At 61.0% G+C, this 23,222-nt stretch carries 22 protein-coding genes; 9 read left to right on the forward strand and 13 right to left on the reverse strand.

Translation table 11 applies throughout. From position 1 onward, the window contains the following. Positions 1-5: 5 nt before the first annotated feature. The 7 genes from HX790_RS26560 to folE2 are packed head-to-tail and all read right to left on the reverse strand — an operon-like array spanning position 6 to position 5,631. Positions 6-1,343 (reverse strand): dihydroorotase, encoded by a 1,338-nt coding sequence (locus tag HX790_RS26560; RefSeq protein WP_017135755.1) that lies wholly within the window; start codon positions 1,341-1,343, stop codon positions 6-8. Positions 1,344-1,346: 3 nt separating this feature from the next. After that, positions 1,347-1,907 (reverse strand): DapH/DapD/GlmU-related protein, encoded by a 561-nt coding sequence (locus HX790_RS26565; RefSeq protein ID WP_017135756.1) that lies wholly within the window; start codon positions 1,905-1,907, stop codon positions 1,347-1,349. Further along, positions 1,904-2,317 (reverse strand): phosphoribosyl-AMP cyclohydrolase, encoded by a 414-nt coding sequence (hisI, locus tag HX790_RS26570; protein WP_017135757.1) that lies wholly within the window; start codon positions 2,315-2,317, stop codon positions 1,904-1,906. Before hisI ends, HX790_RS26565 begins: the two co-directional genes overlap by 4 nt. Continuing rightward, positions 2,314-3,192: a metal ABC transporter substrate-binding protein gene (locus HX790_RS26575; protein WP_017135758.1), complete on the reverse strand. Its 879-nt coding sequence runs from the start codon at positions 3,190-3,192 to the stop codon at positions 2,314-2,316. The genes hisI and HX790_RS26575 overlap by 4 nt, the downstream gene beginning before the upstream one ends. Positions 3,193-3,203: 11 nt before the next feature. Further along, complete coding sequence (locus HX790_RS26580; RefSeq protein WP_176992476.1) at positions 3,204-4,070, reverse strand: metal ABC transporter permease; 867 nt, start codon at positions 4,068-4,070, stop codon at positions 3,204-3,206. Further along, positions 4,070-4,738 (reverse strand): metal ABC transporter ATP-binding protein, encoded by a 669-nt coding sequence (locus HX790_RS26585; protein WP_099550220.1) that lies wholly within the window; start codon positions 4,736-4,738, stop codon positions 4,070-4,072. Before HX790_RS26585 ends, HX790_RS26580 begins: the two co-directional genes overlap by 1 nt. Next, positions 4,735-5,631, reverse strand: coding sequence for a GTP cyclohydrolase FolE2 (gene folE2 / locus HX790_RS26590; RefSeq protein WP_099550221.1), 897 nt, complete (start codon positions 5,629-5,631; stop codon positions 4,735-4,737). The genes HX790_RS26585 and folE2 overlap by 4 nt, the downstream gene beginning before the upstream one ends. Positions 5,632-5,759: 128 nt before the next feature. On the opposite strand from folE2, the gene HX790_RS26595 reads away from it, so the two are divergent. Further along, on the forward strand, positions 5,760-6,971 hold the full coding sequence (locus HX790_RS26595; protein WP_099550222.1) for an N-acetylmuramoyl-L-alanine amidase: 1,212 nt from the start codon (positions 5,760-5,762) through the stop codon (positions 6,969-6,971). On the opposite strand, the gene HX790_RS26600 is transcribed toward HX790_RS26595, so the two are convergent. Beyond that, positions 6,968-7,336, reverse strand: a complete 369-nt coding sequence (locus tag HX790_RS26600) for a glutamine synthetase (protein WP_176992477.1) — start codon at positions 7,334-7,336, stop codon at positions 6,968-6,970. The two genes, HX790_RS26595 and HX790_RS26600, sit on opposite strands and share 4 nt — an antisense overlap. A 126-nt stretch (positions 7,337-7,462) precedes the next feature. On the opposite strand from HX790_RS26600, the gene dksA reads away from it, so the two are divergent. From dksA to HX790_RS26620, 4 genes are read left to right on the forward strand one after another with little or no spacing between them, the layout of a single operon-like run. Beyond that, positions 7,463-7,867, forward strand: a complete 405-nt coding sequence (gene dksA, locus HX790_RS26605; protein ID WP_138450729.1) for an RNA polymerase-binding protein DksA — start codon at positions 7,463-7,465, stop codon at positions 7,865-7,867. A gap of 27 nt (positions 7,868-7,894) precedes the next feature. After that, positions 7,895-9,100 carry a zinc metallochaperone GTPase ZigA gene (gene zigA, locus HX790_RS26610; protein ID WP_017135764.1) on the forward strand — a complete coding sequence of 402 codons (1,206 nt, stop codon included), beginning with the start codon at positions 7,895-7,897 and terminating at the stop codon, positions 9,098-9,100. Next, the gene (locus HX790_RS26615) at positions 9,100-9,744 is read left to right on the forward strand and encodes a DUF1826 domain-containing protein (RefSeq protein ID WP_017135765.1); all 645 of its coding nucleotides are present in this window, start codon (positions 9,100-9,102) and stop codon (positions 9,742-9,744) included. The genes zigA and HX790_RS26615 overlap by 1 nt, the downstream gene beginning before the upstream one ends. Positions 9,745-9,786: 42 nt before the next feature. Next, complete coding sequence (locus tag HX790_RS26620; RefSeq protein WP_017135766.1) at positions 9,787-10,749, forward strand: GTP-binding protein; 963 nt, start codon at positions 9,787-9,789, stop codon at positions 10,747-10,749. Here the strand turns inward: HX790_RS26620 and HX790_RS26625 are convergent. Beyond that, positions 10,743-11,138 (reverse strand): DUF3301 domain-containing protein, encoded by a 396-nt coding sequence (locus HX790_RS26625; RefSeq protein WP_017135767.1) that lies wholly within the window; start codon positions 11,136-11,138, stop codon positions 10,743-10,745. The two genes, HX790_RS26620 and HX790_RS26625, sit on opposite strands and share 7 nt — an antisense overlap. Positions 11,139-11,255: 117 nt before the next feature. Here HX790_RS26625 and pdxY point away from each other — a divergent pair, with 117 nt between their 5' ends. Next, positions 11,256-12,128 (forward strand): pyridoxal kinase PdxY, encoded by an 873-nt coding sequence (gene pdxY, locus HX790_RS26630; protein ID WP_017135768.1) that lies wholly within the window; start codon positions 11,256-11,258, stop codon positions 12,126-12,128. 130 nt (positions 12,129-12,258) lie between these two features. Here pdxY and HX790_RS26635 read toward each other — a convergent pair whose 3' ends face one another. After that, positions 12,259-12,744: an acyl-CoA thioesterase gene (locus tag HX790_RS26635; RefSeq protein ID WP_017135769.1), complete on the reverse strand. Its 486-nt coding sequence runs from the start codon at positions 12,742-12,744 to the stop codon at positions 12,259-12,261. 292 nt (positions 12,745-13,036) lie between these two features. On the opposite strand from HX790_RS26635, the gene HX790_RS26640 reads away from it, so the two are divergent. Further along, on the forward strand, positions 13,037-14,800 hold the full coding sequence (locus HX790_RS26640) for a cation:proton antiporter (RefSeq protein WP_176992478.1): 1,764 nt from the start codon (positions 13,037-13,039) through the stop codon (positions 14,798-14,800). Positions 14,801-14,944: 144 nt separating this feature from the next. Here HX790_RS26640 and HX790_RS26645 read toward each other — a convergent pair whose 3' ends face one another. From HX790_RS26645 to uvrD, 3 genes are all read right to left on the reverse strand, one after another. After that, positions 14,945-15,352 carry an SMI1/KNR4 family protein gene (locus HX790_RS26645; RefSeq protein WP_017135771.1) on the reverse strand — a complete coding sequence of 136 codons (408 nt, stop codon included), beginning with the start codon at positions 15,350-15,352 and terminating at the stop codon, positions 14,945-14,947. 135 nt (positions 15,353-15,487) lie between these two features. Further along, the gene (locus tag HX790_RS26650; RefSeq protein ID WP_056860905.1) at positions 15,488-16,360 is read right to left on the reverse strand and encodes a Tim44 domain-containing protein; all 873 of its coding nucleotides are present in this window, start codon (positions 16,358-16,360) and stop codon (positions 15,488-15,490) included. Between the two features lie 341 nt (positions 16,361-16,701). Next, positions 16,702-18,885, reverse strand: a complete 2,184-nt coding sequence (gene uvrD, locus HX790_RS26655; protein WP_176992479.1) for a DNA helicase II — start codon at positions 18,883-18,885, stop codon at positions 16,702-16,704. A gap of 279 nt (positions 18,886-19,164) precedes the next feature. On the opposite strand from uvrD, the gene HX790_RS26660 reads away from it, so the two are divergent. Together HX790_RS26660 and hexR are read left to right on the forward strand one after the other, a co-directional pair. Beyond that, positions 19,165-22,038: a GGDEF domain-containing phosphodiesterase gene (locus HX790_RS26660; protein WP_176992480.1), complete on the forward strand. Its 2,874-nt coding sequence runs from the start codon at positions 19,165-19,167 to the stop codon at positions 22,036-22,038. Positions 22,039-22,200: 162 nt separating this feature from the next. Then, positions 22,201-23,067: a transcriptional regulator HexR gene (hexR, locus tag HX790_RS26665; RefSeq protein ID WP_003177007.1), complete on the forward strand. Its 867-nt coding sequence runs from the start codon at positions 22,201-22,203 to the stop codon at positions 23,065-23,067. Positions 23,068-23,222 lie beyond the last annotated feature (155 nt).

Here is a 23,222-nt window from a genome sequence, read left to right on the forward strand (position 1 = left end):
GTCGGTCAGCGCAGAAAATGCAAGGGCAAGCCCTGGCAGCTGTCGACCACCTGGCCGTTGTGCCACGCCAGGTGGCCAGACACCAGCGTGGTGCTCACGCTGTGGCGAAAGCTGCGTTCGGCGAAGGGTGTCCAGCCACAGCGGGCGAGGATCGGCTGGCTGCTCACCGGTTTGCCTTCGGGCTCGGGTTTGATCAGCACCAGGTCGGCCCAATAGCCTTCACGCAAGTAACCACGGTCCGGGATGGCGAATAAATCGGCCACCCGGTGACTGGTTTTTGCCACCAGCGTGGCCAGGGGTAAATGCCCGTCGATGACCAATTCCAATAACGCCGGCAACGCGTGCTGCACCAGCGGCAACCCGGACGGCGCTTCACGATAGCCCAACTGTTTTTGCGCCCAGGTATGCGGCGCATGGTCAGTGCCAATCACATCCAGACGATCACTCAACAAGGCCAGGCGCAACGCGTCGCGGTCGGCGCGGGTCTTGATCGCCGGGTTGCATTTAATCTGGTGGCCGAGGCGATGGTAGTCGCGGTCATCGAACAGCAGGTGGTGCAGGCAGACTTCGGCAGTGATGCGCTTTTCGGCCAAGGGTTTGTCTTCGAACAATGCCAGTTCGCGGGCACTGGTCAGGTGCAGCACATGCAGGCGCGTGCCATGGCGCTTGGCCAATTCCACGGCAAGGGACGACGAGCGATAACAGGCTTCGGCATCGCGGATCAGCGGGTGGGCGACCGCCGGGATGTGCTCGCCGAAACGCTCGCGCAGGCGTTGCTCATTGGCCAGGATGCTCGGCGTGTGTTCGCAGTGGGCGAGCAGGATGGTCGGCACTTGCGCAAACAGCCGCTCCAGAATCCGTGGGTCGTCCACCAGCATATTGCCGGTGGAGGCGCCCATGAACACTTTGACCCCGGCCACTTCACGTGGGTCGAGGGCGGCGACGACGTCGAGGTTGTCGTTGCTCACGCCAAAGTGAAAGCCGTAGTTGGCGACCGAATGCAGCGCAGCGCGACGCTTTTTATCGGCCAGTGCTTCCAGATTCAGCGTGGCCGGGTTGGTGTTGGGCATATCCATGAAGCTGGTGATGCCACCGGCCACTGCCGCGCGGGATTCGCTGTAGAAGCTGCCTTTGTCCGGCGCGCCGGGTTCGCGAAAGTGTACCTGGTCGTCGATCATGCCCGGCAGCAGCCATTGGCCTTGGGCGTCGATTTCCACTGGCTCGTTGTAGCCTTCAAGGCTGCCGGCAATCTTCTCGATGCGGCCATTGGCGACCAGCACATCGGCGTCGAATTCCTGGCCTTCATTGACGAGGCGGGCGTTGCGGATCAGCAGGCGGCTCATGGTTCAGAACTCGTTTTGCAGGGCTTTGTAACCACGTACCAGGTCGACGTTGGTACGCGCGACGTCTTCGGAAAACTCCGAGGCGCTGACGCTCACCGGCGGGAATTGCGACAAGTCGGTATTGGGGCCGATGCGGGTGGTGGAGGGCACGTAGAAGGCGGCGGGCAAGTCGCGCCCATCGACCACCGAGTTGTGGCGTACCACACAGCCATCGCCGACGGCGCAGTTGAACAGCACGCTGTTGAAGCCGATGAAAACGCGGTCGCCCACGGTGCACGGGCCGTGGACGATGGAGCGATGCGCAATAGACGTAAACTCGCCAATCGTCACCGCCGCACCGGATTTGGAGTGGATCACCACGCCGTCCTGGATATTGGAATTGGCGCCGATGGTGATCGGGTCCATGTCGCCGGTGGCGTCGACTTCGTCGGCGCGGATCACGGCGTAGGGGCCGACGAACACGTTCTCGCCGATGATGACCTTGCCGCAGATGATCGCGGTCTTGTCGACGTAGGCCGACTCGGCAATCACCGGCAGGTCGCCGGAGGGGTTTTTGCGGATCATGCAACAGGCTCCGTAATAATGTGAACGTGGTCGCCCACAATGGCGTTGTAGAAACAGGTCGGCCGCCCGGTGTGACAGGCCGGGCCTAGCTGGTCGACGATCAGCAGCACGGCGTCGCCGTCGCAATCCAGGCGCGCCTCAATCAACTGTTGCCAGTGGCCGGAGCTTTCGCCTTTGCGCCACAGTCGCTGGCGCGAGCGTGACCAGTAGCAGACGTGCCCGTTGGCCAGGGTTTCGGTGAGCGCCTGGCGATTCATCCAGGCCAGCATCAGCACATCGCCGCTGCCGTGTTGCTGGGCGATGGCTGCGATCAGGCCATCGCTGTTCCACGGCAGGGCGTCGAGCACGGGTTCGAGTGGAAAGCGGCTGCCAAGGGCAGCCTCTTCCAGGTCGAGCATGCTCAGGGTCATGGCTTGCTCAGGGCGGCGCACAGGGTGTTGAGGTTGTACTCGAACAGCCCGGTGAACGTGCTGGCCGGGCCTTCGGCGGCGAGGGCGTCGGAGTACAGCGTGCCGCCGATTTGCGCGCCGCTTTCGTCAGCGATCTGCTTGAGCAGGCGCGAGTCCTTGATGTTTTCCATGAACACAGCTTTGACTTTGTCTTTGCGGATCTGGGTGATCAGCGCGGCGACTTCGGCGGCCGAAGGTTCGCGTTCGGTCGACAGACCTTGTGGTGCCAGGAACTGAATGCCATAGGCCTGGCCCAGGTAACCAAAGGCGTCATGGGAGGTGACGATGCGACGGTTGCCGGCTGGCAGCGCGCCGAACTTGGTCTTGGCTTCGGCCAGCAAGCGGTAGATCTGTTTCAGGTAGGCCTGGCTGTTGCTCAGGTAGTCAGCCTTGTTGGCCGGGTCGGCCGCCACCAGTGCCTTGGTGATGTTGTTCACATAGATTTCGGCGTTGGCCAGGTTGTGCCAGGCGTGCGGGTCCGGAATGGTTTCGCCGTCTTCTTCCATGGTGTGGGAAATCACGCCTTTGCTGGCGGTGACCACAGTAGCTTTGGTTTCGGTGCTGGTGACCAGGCGGTCCAGCCAGGGTTCGAAGCCCAGGCCGTTCTTGATGATGACCTTGGCCTTGAGCAAGGCTTTGGCATCGTCCGGCGTCGGCTCATAGGTGTGGGCGTCGGAGTCAGGGCCGACCATGTTGCTGATCTGGATGTGGTCGCCACCGATCTGGTGGGTGATGTCATCGAGAATACTGAAACTGGTGACCACTTGGAGTTTGTCGGCGGCCTGGGCCATCGACAAGGGCAGCAGAAGACTGAACAGCACGAGTAAAGCGCGCATCGGGAAACACCTCATTGGGATGTAAGAGAGGGCGGGCGGCGCAGCAAGCCGTGCACCGGGCCGAAAACCACGGACAGCAGATACCCGCCGCCAGCCACCAGCACGATGGCCGGGCCGCTGGGCAGTGAGTAGTAGAACGACAGCAGCAAACCAAGCCACACCGACAGGCATCCCAGCACCGCCGATACTGCAATCAACACCGGCAGGCGCCGGCTCCAGAAGCGTGAAGCAATCGCCGGCAACATCATCAAACCCACCACCATCAACGCGCCGATAGCCTGGAAGCCGATCACCAGGTTCAGCACCACCAGGGTCAGGAATAACCCGTGGGCGAGCGGGCCAAGGCGGCTTACGGTTTGCAGAAACAGCGGGTCGAGGGTGTCCAGCAGCAGCGGTTTGTAGATCAGCCCCATGGCAATCAGGCTGAAACCCGAGACCCAGAGCATGCCGGTGAGGGTGTTTTCATCCACCGCCAGGGCGGAGCCAAATAGCAGGTGCAAGAGGTCCAGGCGCTTGCCGGCGATGCCCAGGATCAGCACACCCGCGGCGAGCGAAATGGGGTAGATGGCCGCGAGGCTGGCATCTTCACGCAGGCCGGTGCGGCGGGTGATCCACGCCGACAATCCGGCCATGCTCAGCCCAGCGCCGAGGCCACCGATGGTCAGCGCCGGCAGGCTGATGCCGGCGAACCAGAAGCCCAGTGCGGCACCGGGCAGGATGCCGTGGGCGACGGCGTCACCGATCAGGCTCATGCGCCGCAGAATCAAAAACACACCCAGCGGCGCGGTGCTGCAGGCAAGCACCAGCCCTCCAATCAGGGCACGGCGCATGAAAACGAAATCTTGAAAGGGCATCCACAGGTGGGCGGCGAAGTGCATCAGGCCACCTGCATGTGAGGTTGCGGGCGGATCAGTTCTTTACTGGGGCCGAACACGCAGCCAGAGCTTTTGATTTGCACTACTTGCTGAGTGTGGTGGCGCACGGAGGCAAGGTCATGACAAACGATCACCACCGTGCGGCCTTCATCGTGCCAGGCGTGCACATGGTTCCAGCACAGCGCCTGGCCTTCTTCGTCGAGGGCGGCGTGGGGCTCGTCGAGCAGCAATACTGGCGCTTCAGCCAGGCTCATGCGTGCCAGCAGCGCGCGCTGCAGTTCGCCGCCAGACAACGCCATCAACGGTCGATGCTCCAGGCCGCTGAGGCACCAGTCTTCCAGCACTGCGTGCAGACGCTGGCTGCGTTGTTCCGGGCTGAGTTTGGTACCCCAGAAACCGGCCGCGACCAACTCTTGCAGGCTGATCGGAAACTGCCGGTCCAGGTGTTGCTGCTGTGGCAGGAACGATAAGCCGCCACGACGTGGAACATCCACGCTGACGTTGCCCGCCAACGGCTTTTGCAGCCCAGCGATGACTTTGAGCAGGCTGCTCTTGCCCGTGCCGTTGGCGCCAATGATGCCGGTGAGGCTGCCTTTTTCCAGGCGCAGATCCAGCGCAGGGGTGAGTGGTTGCCCGGGGGCGCCCCAGCGCAAAGCGTTGCAGGTGATCATGCAGAGTCTCTCGTCCAGCGGCTTTCAGCCACGGCATCGTGCGCGTGCAGGCTTTCGGCGTGGATCACTTTCAGGTGGAAGGCTTTGACGGCATCCGAGCGTTTCAAGGCGAGGTTCAGGCGGCGGGCGGCGTCTTCGCAGAACATCAGGTTCTGCCCATTGGCCAAGGCGAAGGCTTGTTCGTCCGCCCGTTTTACAGCGGTTTGCACGGCGGTGCCGAGGGCGGCTTCGACGGTGTCGATCAGGTCTGTGAGCGGCAGCGTGTTCTGGCTGGCGTCCAGTTGGATCGACAGTTGGGCGCTGCTGCGCTGGCTGTGAGGCGTGGCCACGATGCCGTTGGCGCTGCCGAGCCAGGTCAATACGTCTTCGTGCTGCACCGGCTTGTTGGCGAAGTCCTGAAGAAATTGCTGCTGAATCAACTGCCTGGCGAGCGCAGCTGAGCATGGGCAGGTTGAGGAATAAGTAACGTCAATTTTTAGTTCCACGTGGAACATCTGGTTTTCCAGACGCGCTTCGATGCACACCGGGTAGCCTTTCCAACCGGCCAGCGGGCTGACCAGCGCCGGGCGTTTGAGTAACAAATCCGTGTGAATGCGCAAGTAGGCGTTCTTAGATAATCCTTCATGACTCTCGAGAAAGCGCTGCAGTACATTACGCAGAAGTGCAGGTGTAAGAAGCTGCTGGTCGAGCATTTCCAAGGCCAGGTACAGGCGCGACATATGAATGCCACGGGCCTCGCCATCGTCCAGGCTTACGCCTGCATCGGCGGTGGCAGTCAGGCGTTGGCCGTCGATGAGGATTGGCAGGGCGATGCCGCACATCCCCACCCAGTCGAGTGGCAAGGCTTGCCGTGAAGCCTGCGCGGCGATATCCGGCAAAGTCAGCGCATTCATGAGCAGGTCCATCGTTGGCAATAAAAAGACATGTTATATTATAACGATTAAGTCGACGATGATTTTTCTGCTCCAGTCTTTCTTCAGTCATGTCGAGCAGGGACGCTCCTTTATTTGCGGTGTTTTTCATGCACAGACGTCAGCTTCTCAATCTGCTGCTGGTCAGCCCTCTGTTCACCTTTCCATTGGGGGCGTTCGCCACACAGATTCGTAATGCGCGCTTGTGGCGCTCCGACGACAAACTGCGGCTGGTGTTCGACCTCAGCGGCCCGGTGCAATACAAGACCTTCTCCCTGACGTCGCCGGAGCGCGTGATCATCGACCTGAGCGGCGCCGGGCTCAGTGGTGATTTTTCGCAGTTGGCGCTGAAGGACAGTGGGATTACTTCGATTCGTTCGGGGCATTTCGGCAAGAGCGATACGCGCATCGTGCTGGACCTGGCCTCGCCGATGCAGCTCAACAGCTTTTTATTGCCGCCACAGGATGGTCAAGGCCATCGCCTGGTACTCGACCTGACCAACGCCACCCACGCGCCGCGCCAGATTGCTGCGCAGCCGGCGCCGCTGGTGGCTCCAGTAGATAAAGCGCACCCCAAGCGCGACATCATCGTGGTGGTCGACCCTGGCCACGGCGGCAAAGACCCTGGCGCCATCGGCTCCAAGGGCCAGCGCGAAAAGGATGTGGTGCTGTCCATCGCCCAACTGCTGGCCAAACGCTTGAAGCGCGAGAAGGGCTTTGACGTGAAGCTGGTGCGCAACGACGACTTCTTCGTGCCGCTGCGCAAGCGCGTGGACATCGCTCGTCAGCACAAGGCCGATATGTTTATCTCGGTGCATGCCGACGCCGCGCCGCGCCTCACCGCCTCCGGGGCTTCGGTGTATGCGTTGTCCGAAGGCGGTGCCACCTCCGCCACCGCGCGCTTCATGGCGCAGCGCGAAAACGGCGCCGACCTGTTGGGCGCCACGACATTGCTCAACCTCAAGGACAAGGACCCGATGCTCGCCGGGGTAATTCTCGATATGTCGATGAACGCCACCATCGCCTCCAGCCTGCAACTGGGCAGCTCGGTGTTGGGCAGCCTGCAAAGCATCACCACGTTGCACCAGAAGCGCGTGGAGCAAGCCGGGTTTGCGGTGCTCAAATCACCTGACGTGCCGTCGATCCTGGTGGAAACCGGGTTTATCTCCAACACTCGGGACGCCCAGCGGCTGGTGACGGCGCGTCATCAACAAGCCGTGGCGGATGGCCTGTTCGACGGCCTGAAAAAATACTTCGAGAAGAACCCGCCGATGAACAGCTACATGGCCTGGGTTCAGGAACAGAAGAGCGGCCAGGTCTAACAGCCGGCTATACGGCTGCACGTGAACTTGGCGCTGGCGCCACCCGAACTGGAAAACCGGTTGATGGTGGTCCAGCCCACGCGGCGCGCGTAGCCGACCCACGCCTCACCATCGGACGCCAACCCGGTAAAGAACGTCAGCTGCCCATAGCGACTGCTGGTCTGTGCCCAATAGCGTTTGCCGATCACTTCAAAACCGCGCAAATACGTAGTGCTGCCAACCGTCGCCACGCTGTAGGCATTGCCCAGCGGGTCTACGCAGGCCAGCAAATTAGCGCTGCGCGTGCAGCTCGCCAACGGGCTCGGCGTTTGCGCGCAGGCAGATCCTGCCACGCCCAATAACAGGGCATACACCAGATATTTCATAGTGCCTCTCGGGCAAGAAAGTGTTCCAGCATTGCGCCCTTCGTCGTGGCGAGCAAGCCGGGATTGGCTTATTTGTGTTGTTATACTATAACATTAAAAAACAGCCTGACCCGTGAACCGCTTCCCATGACTGAACAAGAGCTCCTGGCCCAACTGCCCGCCGATTACATGAATGACGTTCAGCAAGGCTTCTTCCGAGCGCTGCTGCTGACGCAGCGCTACGAACTGCAGGCGCGTATCGAGGCTGAATTCCTGGTGCTGCGCGAGCAGGAAACCAACAGCGACCTGGCCGATATCGGCAGCGCCGAAGAGCAGCGCCAGTGGCAGCTGCGCCTGCTGGAGCGTGAAAAAAAGCTCTTGGACAAGATCGACGATGCCCTCGAACTGCTGGCCCGCGGCGAATATGGCTGGTGTCGCGAAACCGGCGAGCCCATCGGCCTGCAACGCCTGCTGCTGCGCCCCACTGCCACCCTGTCTATCGAAGCCAAAGAACGTGAAGAGCTGCGCGAACGCCATAAACGGGCGATTTGACCGGCCAACCCTGATGAGGATTACCTGATGACTAATCGCCTTCCCGTTACCGTGCTGTCCGGCTTTCTCGGCGCTGGTAAAAGCACGCTGCTCAACTACGTTCTGCGCAACCGCGAAAACCTGCGGGTGGCGGTGATCGTCAACGACATGAGTGAAATCAATATCGACGGCAGTGAGGTTCAGCGCGACGTCACGCTGAATCGCTCCGAAGAAAAACTGGTGGAGATGAGCAACGGCTGCATCTGCTGCACCTTGCGTGAAGACTTGCTGGAAGAAGTCACAAAGCTCGCCAAGGAAGGGCGCTTCGATTACCTGTTGATCGAGTCCACCGGCATTTCCGAGCCGCTGCCCGTGGCCGAAACCTTCACGTTCCGTGATGAAAACGAGCAAAGCCTGGCCGATATCGCACGCCTGGACACCATGGTCACCGTGGTCGACGGCATGAATTTCCTGCTCGATTACCAAGCTGCCGAAAGCCTCGCTTCCCGGGGTGAAACCCTGGGCGAAGACGACGAGCGCTCCATCACCGATTTGCTCATCGAGCAGATCGAATTCGCCGACGTGATCCTGATCAGCAAGATCGACCTGATCAGTAGCCGCGAACGCGAGGAGTTGATGGCCATCCTTGAGCGCCTCAATGCCCAGGCGGAAATCATCCCGATGGTGATGGGCGAAGTGCCGCTGAACAAGATCCTCAACACCGGCCGGTTCGACTTCGAACGCGCAGCGCAAGCGCCGGGCTGGTTGCAGGAGTTGCGCGGTGAGCACGTGCCGGAAACCGAAGAATATGGCATCGCCTCCACCGCTTACCGCGCGCGTCGCCCGTTTCATCCGCAGCGTTTCTTCGACTTTATCGATCGCCCGTGGGTGAACGGCAAACTGCTGCGCTCCAAGGGCTTTTTCTGGCTGGCGAGCAAGCATCAGGATGCCGGCAGTTGGTCCCAGGCCGGTGGCTTGATGCGCCATGGTTTTGCCGGGCGCTGGTGGCGTTTTGTGCCGAAAAGCCAGTGGCCGCAGGACGAAGAAAGCGTAGCGGCGATCATGGGCAACTGGCAATTGAGCACCGGCGACTGCCGTCAGGAACTGGTGTTTATCGGGCAAAACATCGACTTCGCGCAGATGCGCGCCGAGCTGGACGCGTGCTTGCTTAACGATGAAGAAATGGCCCAGGGCGTCGAAGGCTGGCGCCAGTTGGCCGACCCTTTTGGCCCTTGGTATGAGCAGGTAGCCTGATGCTGGCCCCGGTAATCCCCTTACGCCCGGTGATCCGGCAAACCCGTGGTGAAACCCCGCTGGCGCTGTCGGACATCCTCGAAAACGACGTCAACCTGGCGCTGTGGCAGCGCCAGTTGCCCCTGCATATCGCCGAATTTGGCGCCTTGCTGGTGGCGCTCAATGAGCCGTTGGCGGATTCCTTGGTGATTGAGCTCGACAATGAGGAGGCTGTGCCCAATTTGCAGGGTTTGGCCTCCAGTTGCCGTGATCTTGAAGGTTACGAAGGCTTTATCGCCGATGTGTCCTGGCTGGTCAGCGCGTTTGCTTGCCTGCTCGGTGCCAAGAGGATTGGCGTGCGTTTGCGGCTGTTGGACAAGGCCATGTGCCCGCGTTTTCACGTCGACCATGTGCCGGTTCGACTGATCACCACCTACGCCGGCATCGGCAGCCAGTGGCTGCGCGAAGGCGTGATGGACCGGCGTAAACTCAGCCAGCCCGACGCGGAACCTACCGAGCGTATCGAGCAGGTCCACTGCGGTGAAGTGGCTTTGCTCAAGGGCACAAAATGGCACGGCAACGAGAACCATGGCTTGATCCATCGCTCACCCGCGCTCAAGGCCGACGAGCGCCGGTTGATCCTGACGCTGGATTGGCTCGCATAACCGCGTAGGATCAAGCGCTCTACCCGGCCTGAATGAAGCCCCATGCTGCAGAACATTCCTACCCACGTGATTGCCGGGCCTTTGGGCGCCGGCAAGACCAGCCTGATCAAACACCTGTTGGCCCAACGCCCGGCCAACGAGCGCTGGGCCGTGTTGATCAATGAGTTCGGGCAAATCGGCCTGGACGCTGCCTTGCTAACACAGGACGACGACGGCATTGCGCTGGGCGAAGTGGCCGGAGGCTGTTTGTGCTGTGTGAATGGTGCACCGTTCCAGGTAGGGCTTGGCCGCCTGTTGCGTAAGGCCAAGCCGGATCGGCTGTTTATCGAGCCCTCGGGCCTGGGGCATCCGGCGCAGTTGCTCAAGCAGTTGCGCGAGGCGCCATGGCAGGGCGTACTCGCAGTTCAGCCGTGTGTGTTGGTATTGGATGCCCAAGCATTGGCAGCGGGCAAAGCATTGCCGCAAGCGCAGCAGGAAGCGCTGGCCAGCGCCGGTTTGTTGGTGTTGAACAAAGATGAATCGTTGGATGCCGCACAGCGCCAGGCCATAGAACAGCAACTGCCTGCTTGCCCGATTTACTGGACACGCCAGGCGCAGTTGCCGCTCAAGCAATTGCCCGGCCTGGATGCACAGGCTGGCGCAGCTGTGGATAACTTCGAGGTGCCCAAAGGTGTGGTACAGATGCCGGCCGTCTGGGTTGATCCTGCGTTGCCCATTTGCCTGAGTCAGGCCCAGGAAGGTGGCTGGAGTATCGGTTGGCGCTGGCATCCAAGCCAGTCGTTCGACATTGCGCGCCTGCACAGCTGGCTTTCTGGCCTTGAATGGCGCCGCGCCAAGCTGGTTATCCACAGCGGCGATACCTGGATGTCCGCTAACGCTGTGGATAATGGTCCACTTGCCTGGCAACCCAGCGAGTGGCGCCGCGATTCACGTATTGAATTGATCTTCAGCCAGCCACAGGACGTGGCTGGGCTACAGAGCGCGCTGGCCGCGTGCCGTCAGTGACGGGTCTTGCTGGCGTGGTCCTGGCGCCATTGGCTCAGCTCGATGACTTCGGCGCTGGGCTGCGGTGTCTTGATCTCGAACGGGTAGGGCGCCAATTCGATCTGCGCGCTGTGGGCGCCAAACTGAGTGATAGTCCCGGGGTGGCGGGCTTCGCCGGTCACGGTGAACTCAAAGTTGTAAATGCGTGCCAGACGCCGTCGACCATTGGCATCTTTCACAAAACCGATGCGTTTTAACGCCACTGCGCCGTCGAGCAGTTCGATATCCAGTTTGGCGCAATGCTGCTTGACCCGCTCCAGCGCCCGTTCACGCAGGCCGTGGTTGTGCCACACCCAGGCGGCACCGGTCGCCAACAGCATCAACACGAAGATATTTCCCAGGGTCAGCATGCGATGAACTCCAACAAAGTGAGAGCAGCTTAACTGTGTCTCTGGTCTGTCGTACAGGCTGGGTTTAGTCGCATACTGCGCGGCCAGAATTCAAACGGCTTTACGGAAATCTCCCGCATGAAACGCACACCTCATCTGCTTGCGATCCAGTCTCATGTGGTCTTTGGCCACGCCGGAAACAGCGCCGCCGTGTTCCCCATGCAGCGGGTCGGGGTGAACGTCTGGCCGCTGAACACGGTGCAGTTCTCCAATCACACTCAGTATGGCCAGTGGGCGGGCGAAGTGCTGGCGCCGCAGCAAATTCCGGCGTTGGTAGAAGGCATTGCCGCGATTGGCGAGTTGGGCAACTGCGATGCGGTACTGTCCGGCTACTTGGGCAGTGCCGACCAGGGCCGAGCGATTCTTACCGGCGTGGCCCGTATCAAGGCCATCAACCCCAAGGCCCTGTACCTGTGCGACCCAGTCATGGGCCATCCGGAAAAAGGCTGCATCGTGCCCCAGGAAGTCAGCGATTTCCTGCTGGACGAGGCGGCGGCCATGGCGGATTTCCTGTGCCCCAACCAACTGGAGCTGGACAGCTTCGCCGGGCGCAAGCCGCAATCGCTGTTCGATTGCCTGGCGATGGCCAAGGCGCTGCTGGCCCGTGGGCCGAAGGCGGTATTGGTCAAACACTTGGATTATCCGGGCAAGCTGCCGGAGGGTTTCGAGATGCTGCTGGTCACAGCAGACGGCAGCTGGCACTTACGCCGGCCGTTGCTGGCGTTCCCGCGTCAGCCGGTGGGCGTGGGCGACCTGACGTCGGGGTTATTCCTGGCGCGTGTGCTGTTGGGTGACAGCCTGTTGGCGGCCTTCGAATTCACCGCCGCAGCGGTGCATGAAGTGCTGCTGGAAACCCAGGCCTGCGCCAGTTACGAGCTGGAGCTGGTACGGGCTCAGGATCGTATCGCGCATCCTCGCGTACGCTTTGAGGCAACACCCATCGGCCTGTAAGCACACAAAACCCAATGTGGGAGCTGGCTTGCCTGCGATAGCGGTGTGTCAGGCGACAAAGATGTCGACTGTCAGGCCCTCATCGCAGGCAAGCCAGCTCCCACATTCGATTGGGTTTACAGCTCGGGATTTATGGCCCGTCTGCCTTGATTTCCCGATAACGCTTCTCCAGCTCCTGACGAATCTGCCGACGCTGCTGCGCCTGCACAAAGCGGCGCTTGTCTTCGCTGTTCTGTGGCTGCAGCGGCGGTACGGCGGCGGGTTTGCGCTGGTCGTCCACGGCCACCATGGTGAAGAAGCAGCTGTTGGTATGGCGCACCGAGCGCTCGCGGATGTTTTCGGTCACCACCTTGATGCCCACTTCCATCGATGTGTTGCCGGTGTAGTTGACCGAGGCCAGGAAGGTCACCAGCTCGCCGACATGGATCGGCTCGCGAAAAATCACCTGGTCGACCGACAGCGTGACCACATAACGGCCCGCGTAACGGCTCGCGCAGGCGTAGGCCACTTCGTCGAGGTATTTGAGCAGGGTGCCGCCGTGCACATTGCCTGAGAAGTTGGCCATGTCAGGGGTCATCAATACCGTCATCGACAGCTGGGCGTTTCCGGGTTCCATAGCACACTCACGGGTTGTAGGCATTGGTTGGGGGACACCTCTACGGGTGCTGGAATCTTTACAGCGCTCTCCCTAACGGGACGCCAGTGGGCGGCTTGCCGTCACGCGAACGCCGATCTGTTTCCATATATTGCACCGGCTTTCTGCCGGAAGTCGTGGTGTTAACCTTCAAAAGCCCATCCCAGGGCATTTCTTACGATCAAGGCAGACTTTTCCTTCCGCGCTTAGCGACTGTTCAAGGGCGCGTGTGGAAGTGGGAAAAGCGCCAGTACCCCTCAAGGAGCCCCTCGCCATGCACGCCATCAGCTTTATCCAGGACTTGGCCGTGATCATGCTGGTGGCAGGGGTTGTCACCATCCTGTTCCACCGCCTCAAGCAGCCGGTGGTGCTGGGGTATATCGTCGCGGGGTTCATCATTGGCCCTCACACGCCACCGTTCGGCCTGATCCACGACGAAGACACCATCAAGACCCTGGCTGAGCTGGGGGTGATCTTCCTGATGTTCTGCCTGGGCCTGGAGTTCAGCCTGCGCAAGTTGTTCAAGGTCGGCGCCACGGCGTTTATCGCGGCCTTCCTGGAAATCATCCTGATGATCTGGATCGGCTACGAGATCGGCCGCTGGTTCGACTGGAACACCATGGACTCGCTGTTCCTCGGCGCGATCCTGGCGATTTCCTCGACCACCATCATCGTCAAGGCGCTCAATGACCTGAAGATGAAGAACCAGCGTTTTGCCCAACTGATTTTTGGCGTGCTGATCGTCGAGGACATCCTGGGCATCGGCATCATCGCCTTGCTGTCGAGCATCGCCGTCAGCGGCACGGTGAGTTCCGGTGAGGTGTTCTCTACGGTTGGCAAGCTGTCGCTGTTCATGATCGTGGCGTTGGTCATCGGCATTTTGCTGGTGCCGCGCCTGTTGGCCTATGTGGCCAAGTTTGAAAGTAACGAGATGCTGCTGATCACCGTGTTGGGCCTGTGTTTCGGCTTTTGCTTGCTGGTGGTCAAACTCGAATACAGCATGGTGCTGGGCGCGTTCCTGATCGGCGCGATCATGGCAGAATCTCGCCAGTTGATTAAAATTGAACGCCTGATAGAGCCGGTTCGCGACATGTTCAGCGCGATCTTCTTTGTCGCCATCGGCTTGATGATCGACCCGCAGATCCTGCTGCAGTACGCCTGGCCCATCGCGGTGATTACCGTGGCAGTAGTGCTGGGCAAGATGCTGTCCTGCGGCCTGGGGGCGTTTATTGCCGGCAATGATGGCCGTACCTCACTGCGTGTGGGTATGGGGCTGTCACAGATTGGCGAGTTTTCCTTCATCATCGCCGCGCTGGGGATGACCTTGCAGGTGACCAGTGACTTCCTCTATCCAGTGGCGGTGGCGGTTTCGGCGATCACCACGCTGCTCACGCCGTACCTGATTCGCGGCGCTGACCCATTGTCGTTAAAGATTGCCGCGGTAATGTCCAAGCGCATGAGCCGGGTGTTCGGCCTGTATGGCGAATGGTTGCGCAGTATTCAGCCTCAAGGTGAGGGCGCGATGCTGGCGTCGATGATTCGCAAGATCATCCTGCAAGTGGGCGTGAACCTGGCACTGGTGATCGCGATCTTCTTTGCCGGCAGCTTCTTCGCGGCGAGCATTGGCGGGTACCTGGAAGGCTGGATCAGTGATCCGAGCTGGCAGAAGGCATTGATCTGGGGTGGGGCGTTGCTGCTGTCGCTGCCGTTTCTGATTGCGGCGTACCGCAAGCTCAAGGCGCTGTCGATGTTGCTGGCGGAGATGAGTGTGAAACCGGAGATGGCCGGGCGGCATACCCAGCGTGTGCGACGGGTGATCGCGGAGGTGATCCCGATCCTGTCGCTGTTGGTGATCTTCCTGCTATTGGCAGCCTTGTCGGCGAGTATTTTGCCGACCAACAAGTTGCTGGTGCTGATTGCCGTGGTCACGGCGGCGGTGGCGGCGGTGCTCTGGCGGTGGTTCATCCGCGTGCATACGCGGATGCAGGTCGCCTTGCTGGAGACCCTGGATAACCACAAAGATACGCCAGAGCACTGATGTCATTGTGGCGAGGGAGCTTGCTCCCGCTGGGGTGCGCAGCAGCCCTAAAACAGTCACCTCGCCACACCTGGAAAAACGCGTTGCCCTGGTTGGGGCTGCTTCGCAGCCCAGCGGGAGCAAGCTCCCTCGCCACAAAAAGCGTCAGCTTTCCAGCCAGACGTCCCGCGCCCAGTGCCACACCGATTCCCAGGTTTCTTCGGTGACCAGTTCTTCTTCGCCGGACCACAGCACCACGGTGCCGTCCTCTTCGACGCAGTAGTAGTCATCGCCGTCCTGGCAGATCGGGATCATGCTGCGGTCAACACCGGCGTCCCAGGCGTTGGCGGCAACGTCCGGCAGGTAGGTGTGGGACTGCGGGTCGGTGACGGTCACCGGTTCCAGGCTGCCGTACACCACGTCGCTGACGGTCAGCAGGAATTCACGGAATACAAACGGGATGTCGATGAACAGTTGTTCTTCGATTTCCACAATCTGGTCTTCGTCAGGCAGCTCCAGAGGAACCGGGACCGGTTCGTTGGCTTCACGCAATTGTTCGATGATTTCTTCCACGGCCGGGATCCTCTTGCTAGTTGGCGCGGTTAATAGGGCGTTTTATACAGTAGCTCGCTATAAGTGCAACCGCGAAATAGAAAACCCCGGAACATGTCCGGGGTTTTTATTACCAAGTGCTCAAGCGTAGGGTTATCAGCCGTTCTGGCGGATACCTGCGACCAGCCAAGGCTGGTTCTCGCCTTGCGGGCGTTCCATGTTCCAGCTTTCGCTGAACACTTCACCCTGGTCGAAACGCGAGGTCTTCGACACACCGCTGAAGGTCAGGGTGGCGATGGTCTTGTCGGCGCGATCATCCACACCGTCCAGCTGCACGCGCAGGTCGTCGATGTAAGTCGACTGGAACGCATCACCGATTTCGGCGCGTTCGCGCTTGAGGAACTCCAGCAGTTGCGGGGTCACGAACTCGGCGATCTTGTCCATTTCGTTGGCGTCCCAGTGCTGCTGCAGGGACTGGAAGTGGCTGCGGGCCGCTTCGACGAAACGTTCTTCGTTGAACCAGGCCGGTGCATTGATCACCGGGCGGGCGGCGGCAGGCGCAGCCGAACCACCGAAGATCGAACCCATGGCTGGTTTTTGCTCGAACACTTCACGCTGCATCGGCGCGCCGGCTGGCGCCAGGTGCTCCTGCTGCTTGCGTCGACGGGCGGCGATAAAGCGGAAGATCACAAACGCGATGACCGCCAGGATCAGGATGTCGAAGATCTGCATGCCCTGGAAGCCGCCGCCCATGAACATGGAAGCGAGCAGGCCACCGGCGGCGATACCGGCCAGAGGGCCTAACCAGCGCGAAGCACCGCCGGCCTTGGCAGCAGCGCCAGCGGCACCGGCTGCACCAGCGGTCGCAGCTGCGCCGCCCATGCCACCGGCGGAAGGAGCCATTTGGCTGGTCTGGTGAGTCGGAGCCGAGCCCATGCTTTTGCCGCCACCGAAGCGCTTGGCGTTGGCGTCGAGGCTCATCGTCAGGCCGATGCACAACGCCATGGCGATGCTAAGAAAACGTTTCATAAAGGGAATTCCCATTTGTGGATTGCACGCGCGCCATGTTGCACAGGTGTCGTGACAGTGGCTAGCGACATAATGTTTCGGGCTTTTGCGTAAGACCGATTCAGAATGGCCCGTAGGACTTATCTCAGATATTGGCCCGCGCTTGGTAAAAACAAGGGCGGGCCATCAACCTTCATGTAACGCGAAGTTTCATCATATTGGCTTATGTGGTGAGGGAGCTTGCTCCCGCTGGGCTGCGAAGCAGCCCCTGACTGGCAAACGCAGCCTGATAGATTGGCACGGCGCAAAATCGGAGCGCTTCGTGTTCCAGCGGGAGCAAGCTCCCTCGCCACAAGCGATTGTCAGATGGCTTCGAGCTTTGCATAGCCCATCATCAGCCACTTGCTGCCTTCGGCGAAGTTCACCTGTACCCGCGCCTGGGCGCCGGCACCCTCGAAGTTAAGGATCACACCCTCACCGAAGATCGCATGTTTGACCTGCTGGCCAAGGCTGAAGGGTGTTTCCGGAATCTCGGAACCGGCGAACATGCTGCTGGAGTTCTGCTGCTGGCCGCCGCCGAACGGTCGGCTGACGCTGTTGGACAAGCGCACTTCCTGGATCAGCCCCTTCGGCACTTCACGTACGAAGCGCGACACCTTGTTGTAGGTCTCGCTGCCGTACAGGCGTCGGGTCTCGGCGTAGGTCATCACCAGGTTCTGCATGGCGCGGGTGATGCCCACGTAGGCCAGGCGGCGTTCTTCCTCAAGGCGGCCGGGCTCTTCCAGGCTCATCTTGTGTGGGAACAGGCCTTCTTCCATGCCTACCAGGAACACATACGGAAATTCCAGGCCCTTGGCGCTGTGCAAGGTCATCAGCTGGATGCTGTCTTCATGCTCATCGGCCTGGGTATCACCGGCTTCCAGCGACGCATGGCCGAGGAAGGCGGCAAGCGGCGTCAGCTCTTCGTCTTCCTCGGTGTTTTCGAATGCGCGGGCCGCGCTGACCAGTTCCTCAAGGTTTTCTACCCGGGCCTGGCCTTTTTCGCCTTTTTCCGCTTCGTGATAGGCGATCAGGCCGGACTGCTCGATCACGGTCTGGGTCATCAAGTGCAGCGGCATTTCCGCGCATTTGGCCGCCAGGTTCTCGATCAGCTCGACAAACACGCCCAATGCCCCGGCGGCGCGGCCGGTCAGGCCCTTGTTGGCGATCAGCAAGCGCATGGATTCCCACATCGACACATCGGCGTGGCGGGCGTGGTCGCGAATCGCTTCAACGGTTTTCTCACCGATGCCACGCGCCGGGATGTTGATCACCCGCTCCAGCGCCGCATCGTTGCCACGGCCTTCCAGCAAGCGCAGGTAGGCCATGGCGTTCTTGATTTCGGCCCGTTCAAAGAAACGCTGGCCACCATAGATGCGGTACGGAATGCGCTCGCGCAGCAAGGCTTCTTCCAGCACCCGCGATTGGGCGTTGGAACGGTACAAAATCGCGATATCGCTGCGCGCCAGGCCGGTTTTCAGCGCGCTTTCGATGGTTTCCACCACGTAGCGCGCTTCGTCGTGTTCATTGAACGCGGCGTACAGGTTGATCGCTTCGCCTTCGCCGCCGTCGGTCCACAACTCTTTGCCCATGCGCCCGGTGTTGTTGGCGATCAAGGCGTTGGCGGCCTTGAGGATGCCGGCGGTGGAGCGGTAATTCTGTTCCAGGCGGATGGTGATCGCGTCCGGGAAGTCGTCGGAATACTGGTAGATGTTCTCGATTTTTGCGCCGCGCCAGCCGTAGATCGACTGGTCGTCGTCGCCCACCACCATCAGGCTGTCGCCGCCCTTGGCCAGCAGGCGCAACCAGGCGTACTGCACGGCGTTGGTGTCCTGGAACTCGTCCACCAGAATGTGTCGGAAGCGTTTCTGGTAATGGGCCAGCAAGCCTGGATTGTCGCGCCACAGGTCGAGGGCGCGCAGCAGCAGCTCGGAGAAGTCGATCACACCGGCGCGCACGCAGGCGGCCTCGTAGGCTTCATAAATGCTGCGCATGGTGGCCAGGAACAAATCGCCGCTGGCCTGGATATGTTGCGGGCGCAGGCCTTCGTCTTTCTGACCGTTGATAAACCATTGCGCCTGGCGCGCCGGCCAGCGTTGCTCGTCCAGGCCCAGCTCGCGGATCACCCGCTTGACCAGGCGTTGCTGGTCGTCGCTGTCGAGAATCTGGAAGGTCTGGCTCAACCCGGCTTCCTGCCAGTGCGCCCGCAACAGGCGGTGCGCCAAGCCGTGGAACGTGCCCACCCACATGCCGGCCGGGCTGATGCCCATCAACTGCTCGATGCGGTGGCGCATCTCGGCAGCGGCCTTGTTGGTGAAGGTCACCGACAGGATGGAATGCGGGGACGCGTTTTCGACCTGGATCAACCAGGCGATACGGTGCACCAGCACTCGGGTTTTACCGGAGCCAGCACCGGCCAGGACCAACTGACGGCCAACGGGGGCTGCAACAGCCTGGCGTTGGGCATCGTTGAGGGAGTTCAGCAAAAGGGAGAGATCATCGCGCATCGGCGCATTCTAGGGTGCTGCGGGGAGTCGGGCAAATCCCAATGCCGGGTGGTCGATACAAAACATTCCGGGTGATCCTGGCCGCGCAAACATTCTGCTGGCGGTGATGACCGGTAAGTCATGGCTCACAGCCCGCGCAGGGTCTAGCTCAAGCGCTTTGGCCACGAAGGTTGTGTGTAAAAACCGTGTGGTTTTTATGACTTGGAGCAGTTTGGCCCAAGCGCTTGCTTGTGTATGCTCCGTCCACGTTTCGGGCTCACCATTATAAGAACACTGCCTATGACCCTCAGTCCCGACCTGTTTGGCCCCTCGGTGGCGCCTGCGCAGGTCATCCGTAAACATTACGCAACCGAGATGGCGGTCGAACGCACTCGCCTGTTGTATCAAGGCTCCTTGCTGCCGACGTTACTGATGCTGGTCAACGGCCTGGTCTGCGCCTGGTTGCTGTGGAACCCCAAGCAATACCTGTTGGACAGCATCTGGCTGGTCTGGCTGCTCGCCCTGGTAGCCCTGCGCGTCATCCAGGTGGCGGCCTTTGATTCGGCGATGCCCAGTCGCCAGGCCCAGCCGATCTGGCGGCGCATGTTCATGCTCGGCTCGGCGGTCAGCGGGCTGACCCTGGCCACCGCCGCCATTGCCCTGGTGCCGGCCAATAGCTTTATGCAGCAGGCCTGGGTATTCGGCCTGATTGGCGCCGCGACGTTGTCAGCCAGCGTGGCCTATGCCGTGAGCTTGCCGGCGTTCCTGTCCTTTGCGGTGCCGTGCCTGGTGCCGCCCATCGTCTATCTGTTTTGGAACGGCGCCTCGCAGCAGCAAGGCTGGGGCGTGCTCGGCCTGATCTTGCTGGCGTCCCTGAGCCTGGTGGCGTGGCAGGTCAACCGCCTGATCCAGCGCGGTTTGTTGCGGCGCTTCCAGAACCAGGCGCTGATCGAGCATCTTCAGCAAGCGCAGCAACGCAGCGAGCAGTTGAATCAGGAACTGGTGCGCGAAGTCGGCCAACGTCGCCAGGCCGAACAGGAATTACGCGACGCGCAGATCGGCCTGCAAGACCGCGTGACGCAACGCAGCCAGGAACTGGACGCCGCCAGCCTGGCCCTGAATAAAAGTGAAGCGCGCCTGGCCATGGCCCTGCAAGCCAGTGAGTTGGGCCTGTGGGACTGGAACCTGCAAACCGACGAGGTGCATCACACCCAGCTCAAAGAGTTGTTTGGCCTGGAGCCGGAGTACGTCACGGCGATGCTCAGCCACCTCAAGCCGCGCCTGCACCCCGAAGACCTGCCGCTGCTCAAGCGTGCGTTGGTGGAGCACCTCAAAGGGCGCAGCGACGATTACCAGGTGGAATACCGCGTGCGCCATGGCGACGGCCATTGGGTGTGGATCGAAGACCGTGGCCGCGCCGTGGAGCGCACGCCCGGCGGCCGCGTCACGCGCATGCTCGGCACGCGCCGCGACATCAGCGCCGACAAGGCACTGGAGGAACAGCAACGCCTGGCCTCGACGGTGTTCGAAGCGGCCAGCGAAGGCATCGTGATTCTTGACCCTGAGTACGTGCTGATCGCCGTCAACCAGGCCTTCAGTCGCGTCACCGGCTTTGAAATCGACGACATGATCGGCCGCAATGTCGTCGAACTGCCCAGCAGCCGTGACGCCCGCCGTCACTTCCCGGTGATCCGCCAGGCCCTGCTCAGCCATGGCACCTGGCAGGGCGAGTTGGTGGAAACGCGCAAGAACGGCGAGCTGTACCCGCAGTGGCTGCAATTGAATGTGGTGCGCGATGCTCGGGGAAAAGTCAGCCATATTGTGGGCTTCTTCGCCGATTTGTCCGCGCGGCGTGAATCCGAGGAGCGCATGCGCTACCTCACTCACTACGACGAGCTGACGGGCCTGGCCAACCGTTCGCTGTTTCGCGAACGCCTGCGTGAGGCCCATGCGCGGGTGCGCCAAGGCGGGCGCAGCCTGGCGCTGCTGCATATCAACCTGGACCGCTTCAAGCTGCTCAACGACAGCCTCGGCCATGAAGTCGCCGACCAACTGTTGCAGAAAATGGCCCGTCGTCTGATCAATGCCTTGCCCGAAGCCGACACCATCGCACGCCTGTCCGGTGATGAGTTTGCCGTGCTGTTCGATGCCTACGGCAGCCTGTCGAGCCTGGCACGGGTGGCCACGCGGCTGCTCGCCAAATTGCGGGTGCCGGTGACGGTGGAGGGGCATGAGCTGGTGGTCAGTGCCTCCATGGGCGTCAGCTTGCTGCCGGATAATGCGCGGGAAATTTCTGCGCTGGTCAGCCAATCCAACATGGCCATGCAGCACGCCAAGCATTTGGGCGGCAATAATTTCCAGTTCTACACCGACAGCCTGCAAGCCAGCACGCTGGAGCGTTTGCAGCTGGAAAACCACCTGCGCAAGGCCATCGACGAGCGCCAGCTCACGGTGTTCTACCAACCGAAACTGTGCCTGGCCACGGGCAAGCTGAACGCCGCTGAGGCGCTGGTGCGCTGGGAGCACCCGCAGTGGGGCATGGTGCCGCCGGGGGACTTTATTGGTCTGGCCGAAGAAACCGGCTTGATCGTGCCGCTGGGCGAATTCGTGCTGCGTCAGGCGTGCTGGCAGGCGTGCGAATGGCAGCGCCAAGGGCTGGCGCCGATTCGCGTGTCGGTGAACCTTTCGGTGCATCAACTGCGCCAGGGCAAGTTGGTCAGCCTGGTGCGCCAGGTGCTGGAAGAAACCGGCCTGGACCCGCAATACCTGGAGCTGGAGCTGACCGAGAGCCAACTGCTCGACAGCGTTGAGCACATCATTGCCACCTTCCAGCAATTGCGCGATTTGGGCGTGAAGTTGGCCATCGATGACTTCGGCACCGGGTATTCGTCCCTCAGCTACCTCAAGCGCATCCCCGTGGATTACGTGAAGATCGACCAGACTTTTATCCGGGGGCTTGGTCAGGGCCGGGAAGATGCGGCCATCACTCGCGCAATCATCGCCATGGCCCACGGGCTGGCGCTCAAGGTGGTGGCCGAAGGTGTGGAAGACCAGCAGCAGCTGGATTTCCTGCGCGGCGAACGCTGCGATGAAGTGCAGGGTTACTTGATCAGTCGGCCGATGGCTGCTGAAGGGTTGGCAGATTTATTACGAAAAAATGCAGACTTTCCTTAAAGACCGCTACGCCGCCCCTGTGGCTACAAGGCGGCTGCCCGCTGATTCAAAGGGCATCAGGGCGATTTAGTGATGCATCGGGCGGGCAAAACGGTAATTCTTGTAGTATAACTACAAGCTTGCTACATCCCTGGCGTCTGCCAATAACAAGAGTCCTGCCCTTTGAACCTGTTGCAACATATCGCCCAGTCGCGCCACCTGTTACGCAAATCGGAACTCAAGGTTGCCGATCACGTGCTGCTTGATCCTGCGGCCGTGATGCACAGTTCCATGGCCGACCTGGCCCACAGCGTGGGCATCAGTGAGCCGACCATCGTGCGCTTTTGCCGTGCCATCGGTTGTTCCGGGTTCCAGGATTTGAAACTCAAGCTGGCGCAAAGCCTGGCGGCCGGTGCGAGCTTCGGGCAGTTTGCGATTCATGAAGACGACTCCGTCGCCGACTACAGCCTGAAAATCTTCGACACCACCTTGCACACGCTGATGGAAGTGCGTGAGAAGCTCGATCCGGTTGAGCTGCAAAAGGCCGTGACCGCCATGTCCCAAGCCCAGCGCGTGGAGTTTTATGGGTTTGGTGCTTCGGGAGCCGTCGCCGCTGATGCCCAGCACAAATTCTTCCGCCTGCTGCTCACTGCCGCGGCCTACAGCGACCCGCACATGCAGGCAATGTCGGCGGTGACCTTGAAGCCGACCGACGTGGCCATCTGCATTTCCCAGTCCGGACGCTCCAAAGACCTGCTGATCACCGCCAACCTGGTGCGTGAAAGCGGCGCTTCGTTGATCACCCTGTGCCCGAGCCAGACGCCGTTGGCAGAGCTGTCCACGGTCAACCTGGCGATCGACGTGCACGAAGACACTGAGATCTACACGCCGCTGACCTCGCGTATTGCGCATCTGGTGGTGATCGACGTGTTGGCGATGGGCGTGGCCATGGCGCGCGGGCCGAGCCTGGTCAACCACCTCAAGAGCGTGAAGCGCAGCTTGCGCAGCCTGCGGTTGTCACCCAAGTCCGTCAAAGCCCTCGACGACTGATTCGAGGTCGCCCTCGGTCAAATGTGGGAGCTGGCTTGCCTGCGATGGCTGGGTATCAGTCGCCGGATATGTCGGCTGACCCACCGCTATCGCAGGCAAGCCAGCTCCCACCTTGGTTTTGCGCTTATTTCAGAAGATTCATCGTCCTGTAACCC

The sequence above is a fragment of the Pseudomonas sp. IPO3747 genome, from assembly GCF_013385245.1.
GTDB classification, from domain to species: domain Bacteria; phylum Pseudomonadota; class Gammaproteobacteria; order Pseudomonadales; family Pseudomonadaceae; genus Aquipseudomonas; species Aquipseudomonas edaphica.

Bases quoted from the DNA above. Each gene is read 5' to 3' on its own strand.
- HX790_RS26560 (WP_017135755.1), bottom strand. From the start codon at position 1,343: ATGAGCCGCCTGCTGATCCGCAACGCCCGCCTCGTCAATGAAGGCCAG.
- HX790_RS26565 (WP_017135756.1), bottom strand. From the start codon at position 1,907: ATGATCCGCAAAAACCCCTCCGGCGACCTGCCGGTGATTGCCGAGTCG.
- hisI (WP_017135757.1), bottom strand. From the start codon at position 2,317: ATGACCCTGAGCATGCTCGACCTGGAAGAGGCTGCCCTTGGCAGCCGC.
- HX790_RS26575 (WP_017135758.1), bottom strand. From the start codon at position 3,192: ATGCGCGCTTTACTCGTGCTGTTCAGTCTTCTGCTGCCCTTGTCGATG.
- HX790_RS26580 (WP_176992476.1), bottom strand. From the start codon at position 4,070: ATGCACTTCGCCGCCCACCTGTGGATGCCCTTTCAAGATTTCGTTTTC.
- HX790_RS26585 (WP_099550220.1), bottom strand. From the start codon at position 4,738: ATGATCACCTGCAACGCTTTGCGCTGGGGCGCCCCCGGGCAACCACTC.
- folE2 (WP_099550221.1), bottom strand. From the start codon at position 5,631: ATGAATGCGCTGACTTTGCCGGATATCGCCGCGCAGGCTTCACGGCAA.
- HX790_RS26595 (WP_099550222.1), top strand. From the start codon at position 5,760: ATGCACAGACGTCAGCTTCTCAATCTGCTGCTGGTCAGCCCTCTGTTC.
- HX790_RS26600 (WP_176992477.1), bottom strand. From the start codon at position 7,336: ATGAAATATCTGGTGTATGCCCTGTTATTGGGCGTGGCAGGATCTGCC.
- dksA (WP_138450729.1), top strand. From the start codon at position 7,463: ATGACTGAACAAGAGCTCCTGGCCCAACTGCCCGCCGATTACATGAAT.
- zigA (WP_017135764.1), top strand. From the start codon at position 7,895: ATGACTAATCGCCTTCCCGTTACCGTGCTGTCCGGCTTTCTCGGCGCT.
- HX790_RS26615 (WP_017135765.1), top strand. From the start codon at position 9,100: ATGCTGGCCCCGGTAATCCCCTTACGCCCGGTGATCCGGCAAACCCGT.
- HX790_RS26620 (WP_017135766.1), top strand. From the start codon at position 9,787: ATGCTGCAGAACATTCCTACCCACGTGATTGCCGGGCCTTTGGGCGCC.
- HX790_RS26625 (WP_017135767.1), bottom strand. From the start codon at position 11,138: ATGCTGACCCTGGGAAATATCTTCGTGTTGATGCTGTTGGCGACCGGT.
- pdxY (WP_017135768.1), top strand. From the start codon at position 11,256: ATGAAACGCACACCTCATCTGCTTGCGATCCAGTCTCATGTGGTCTTT.
- HX790_RS26635 (WP_017135769.1), bottom strand. From the start codon at position 12,744: ATGGAACCCGGAAACGCCCAGCTGTCGATGACGGTATTGATGACCCCT.
- HX790_RS26640 (WP_176992478.1), top strand. From the start codon at position 13,037: ATGCACGCCATCAGCTTTATCCAGGACTTGGCCGTGATCATGCTGGTG.
- HX790_RS26650 (WP_056860905.1), bottom strand. From the start codon at position 16,360: ATGAAACGTTTTCTTAGCATCGCCATGGCGTTGTGCATCGGCCTGACG.
- uvrD (WP_176992479.1), bottom strand. From the start codon at position 18,885: ATGCGCGATGATCTCTCCCTTTTGCTGAACTCCCTCAACGATGCCCAA.
- HX790_RS26660 (WP_176992480.1), top strand. From the start codon at position 19,165: ATGACCCTCAGTCCCGACCTGTTTGGCCCCTCGGTGGCGCCTGCGCAG.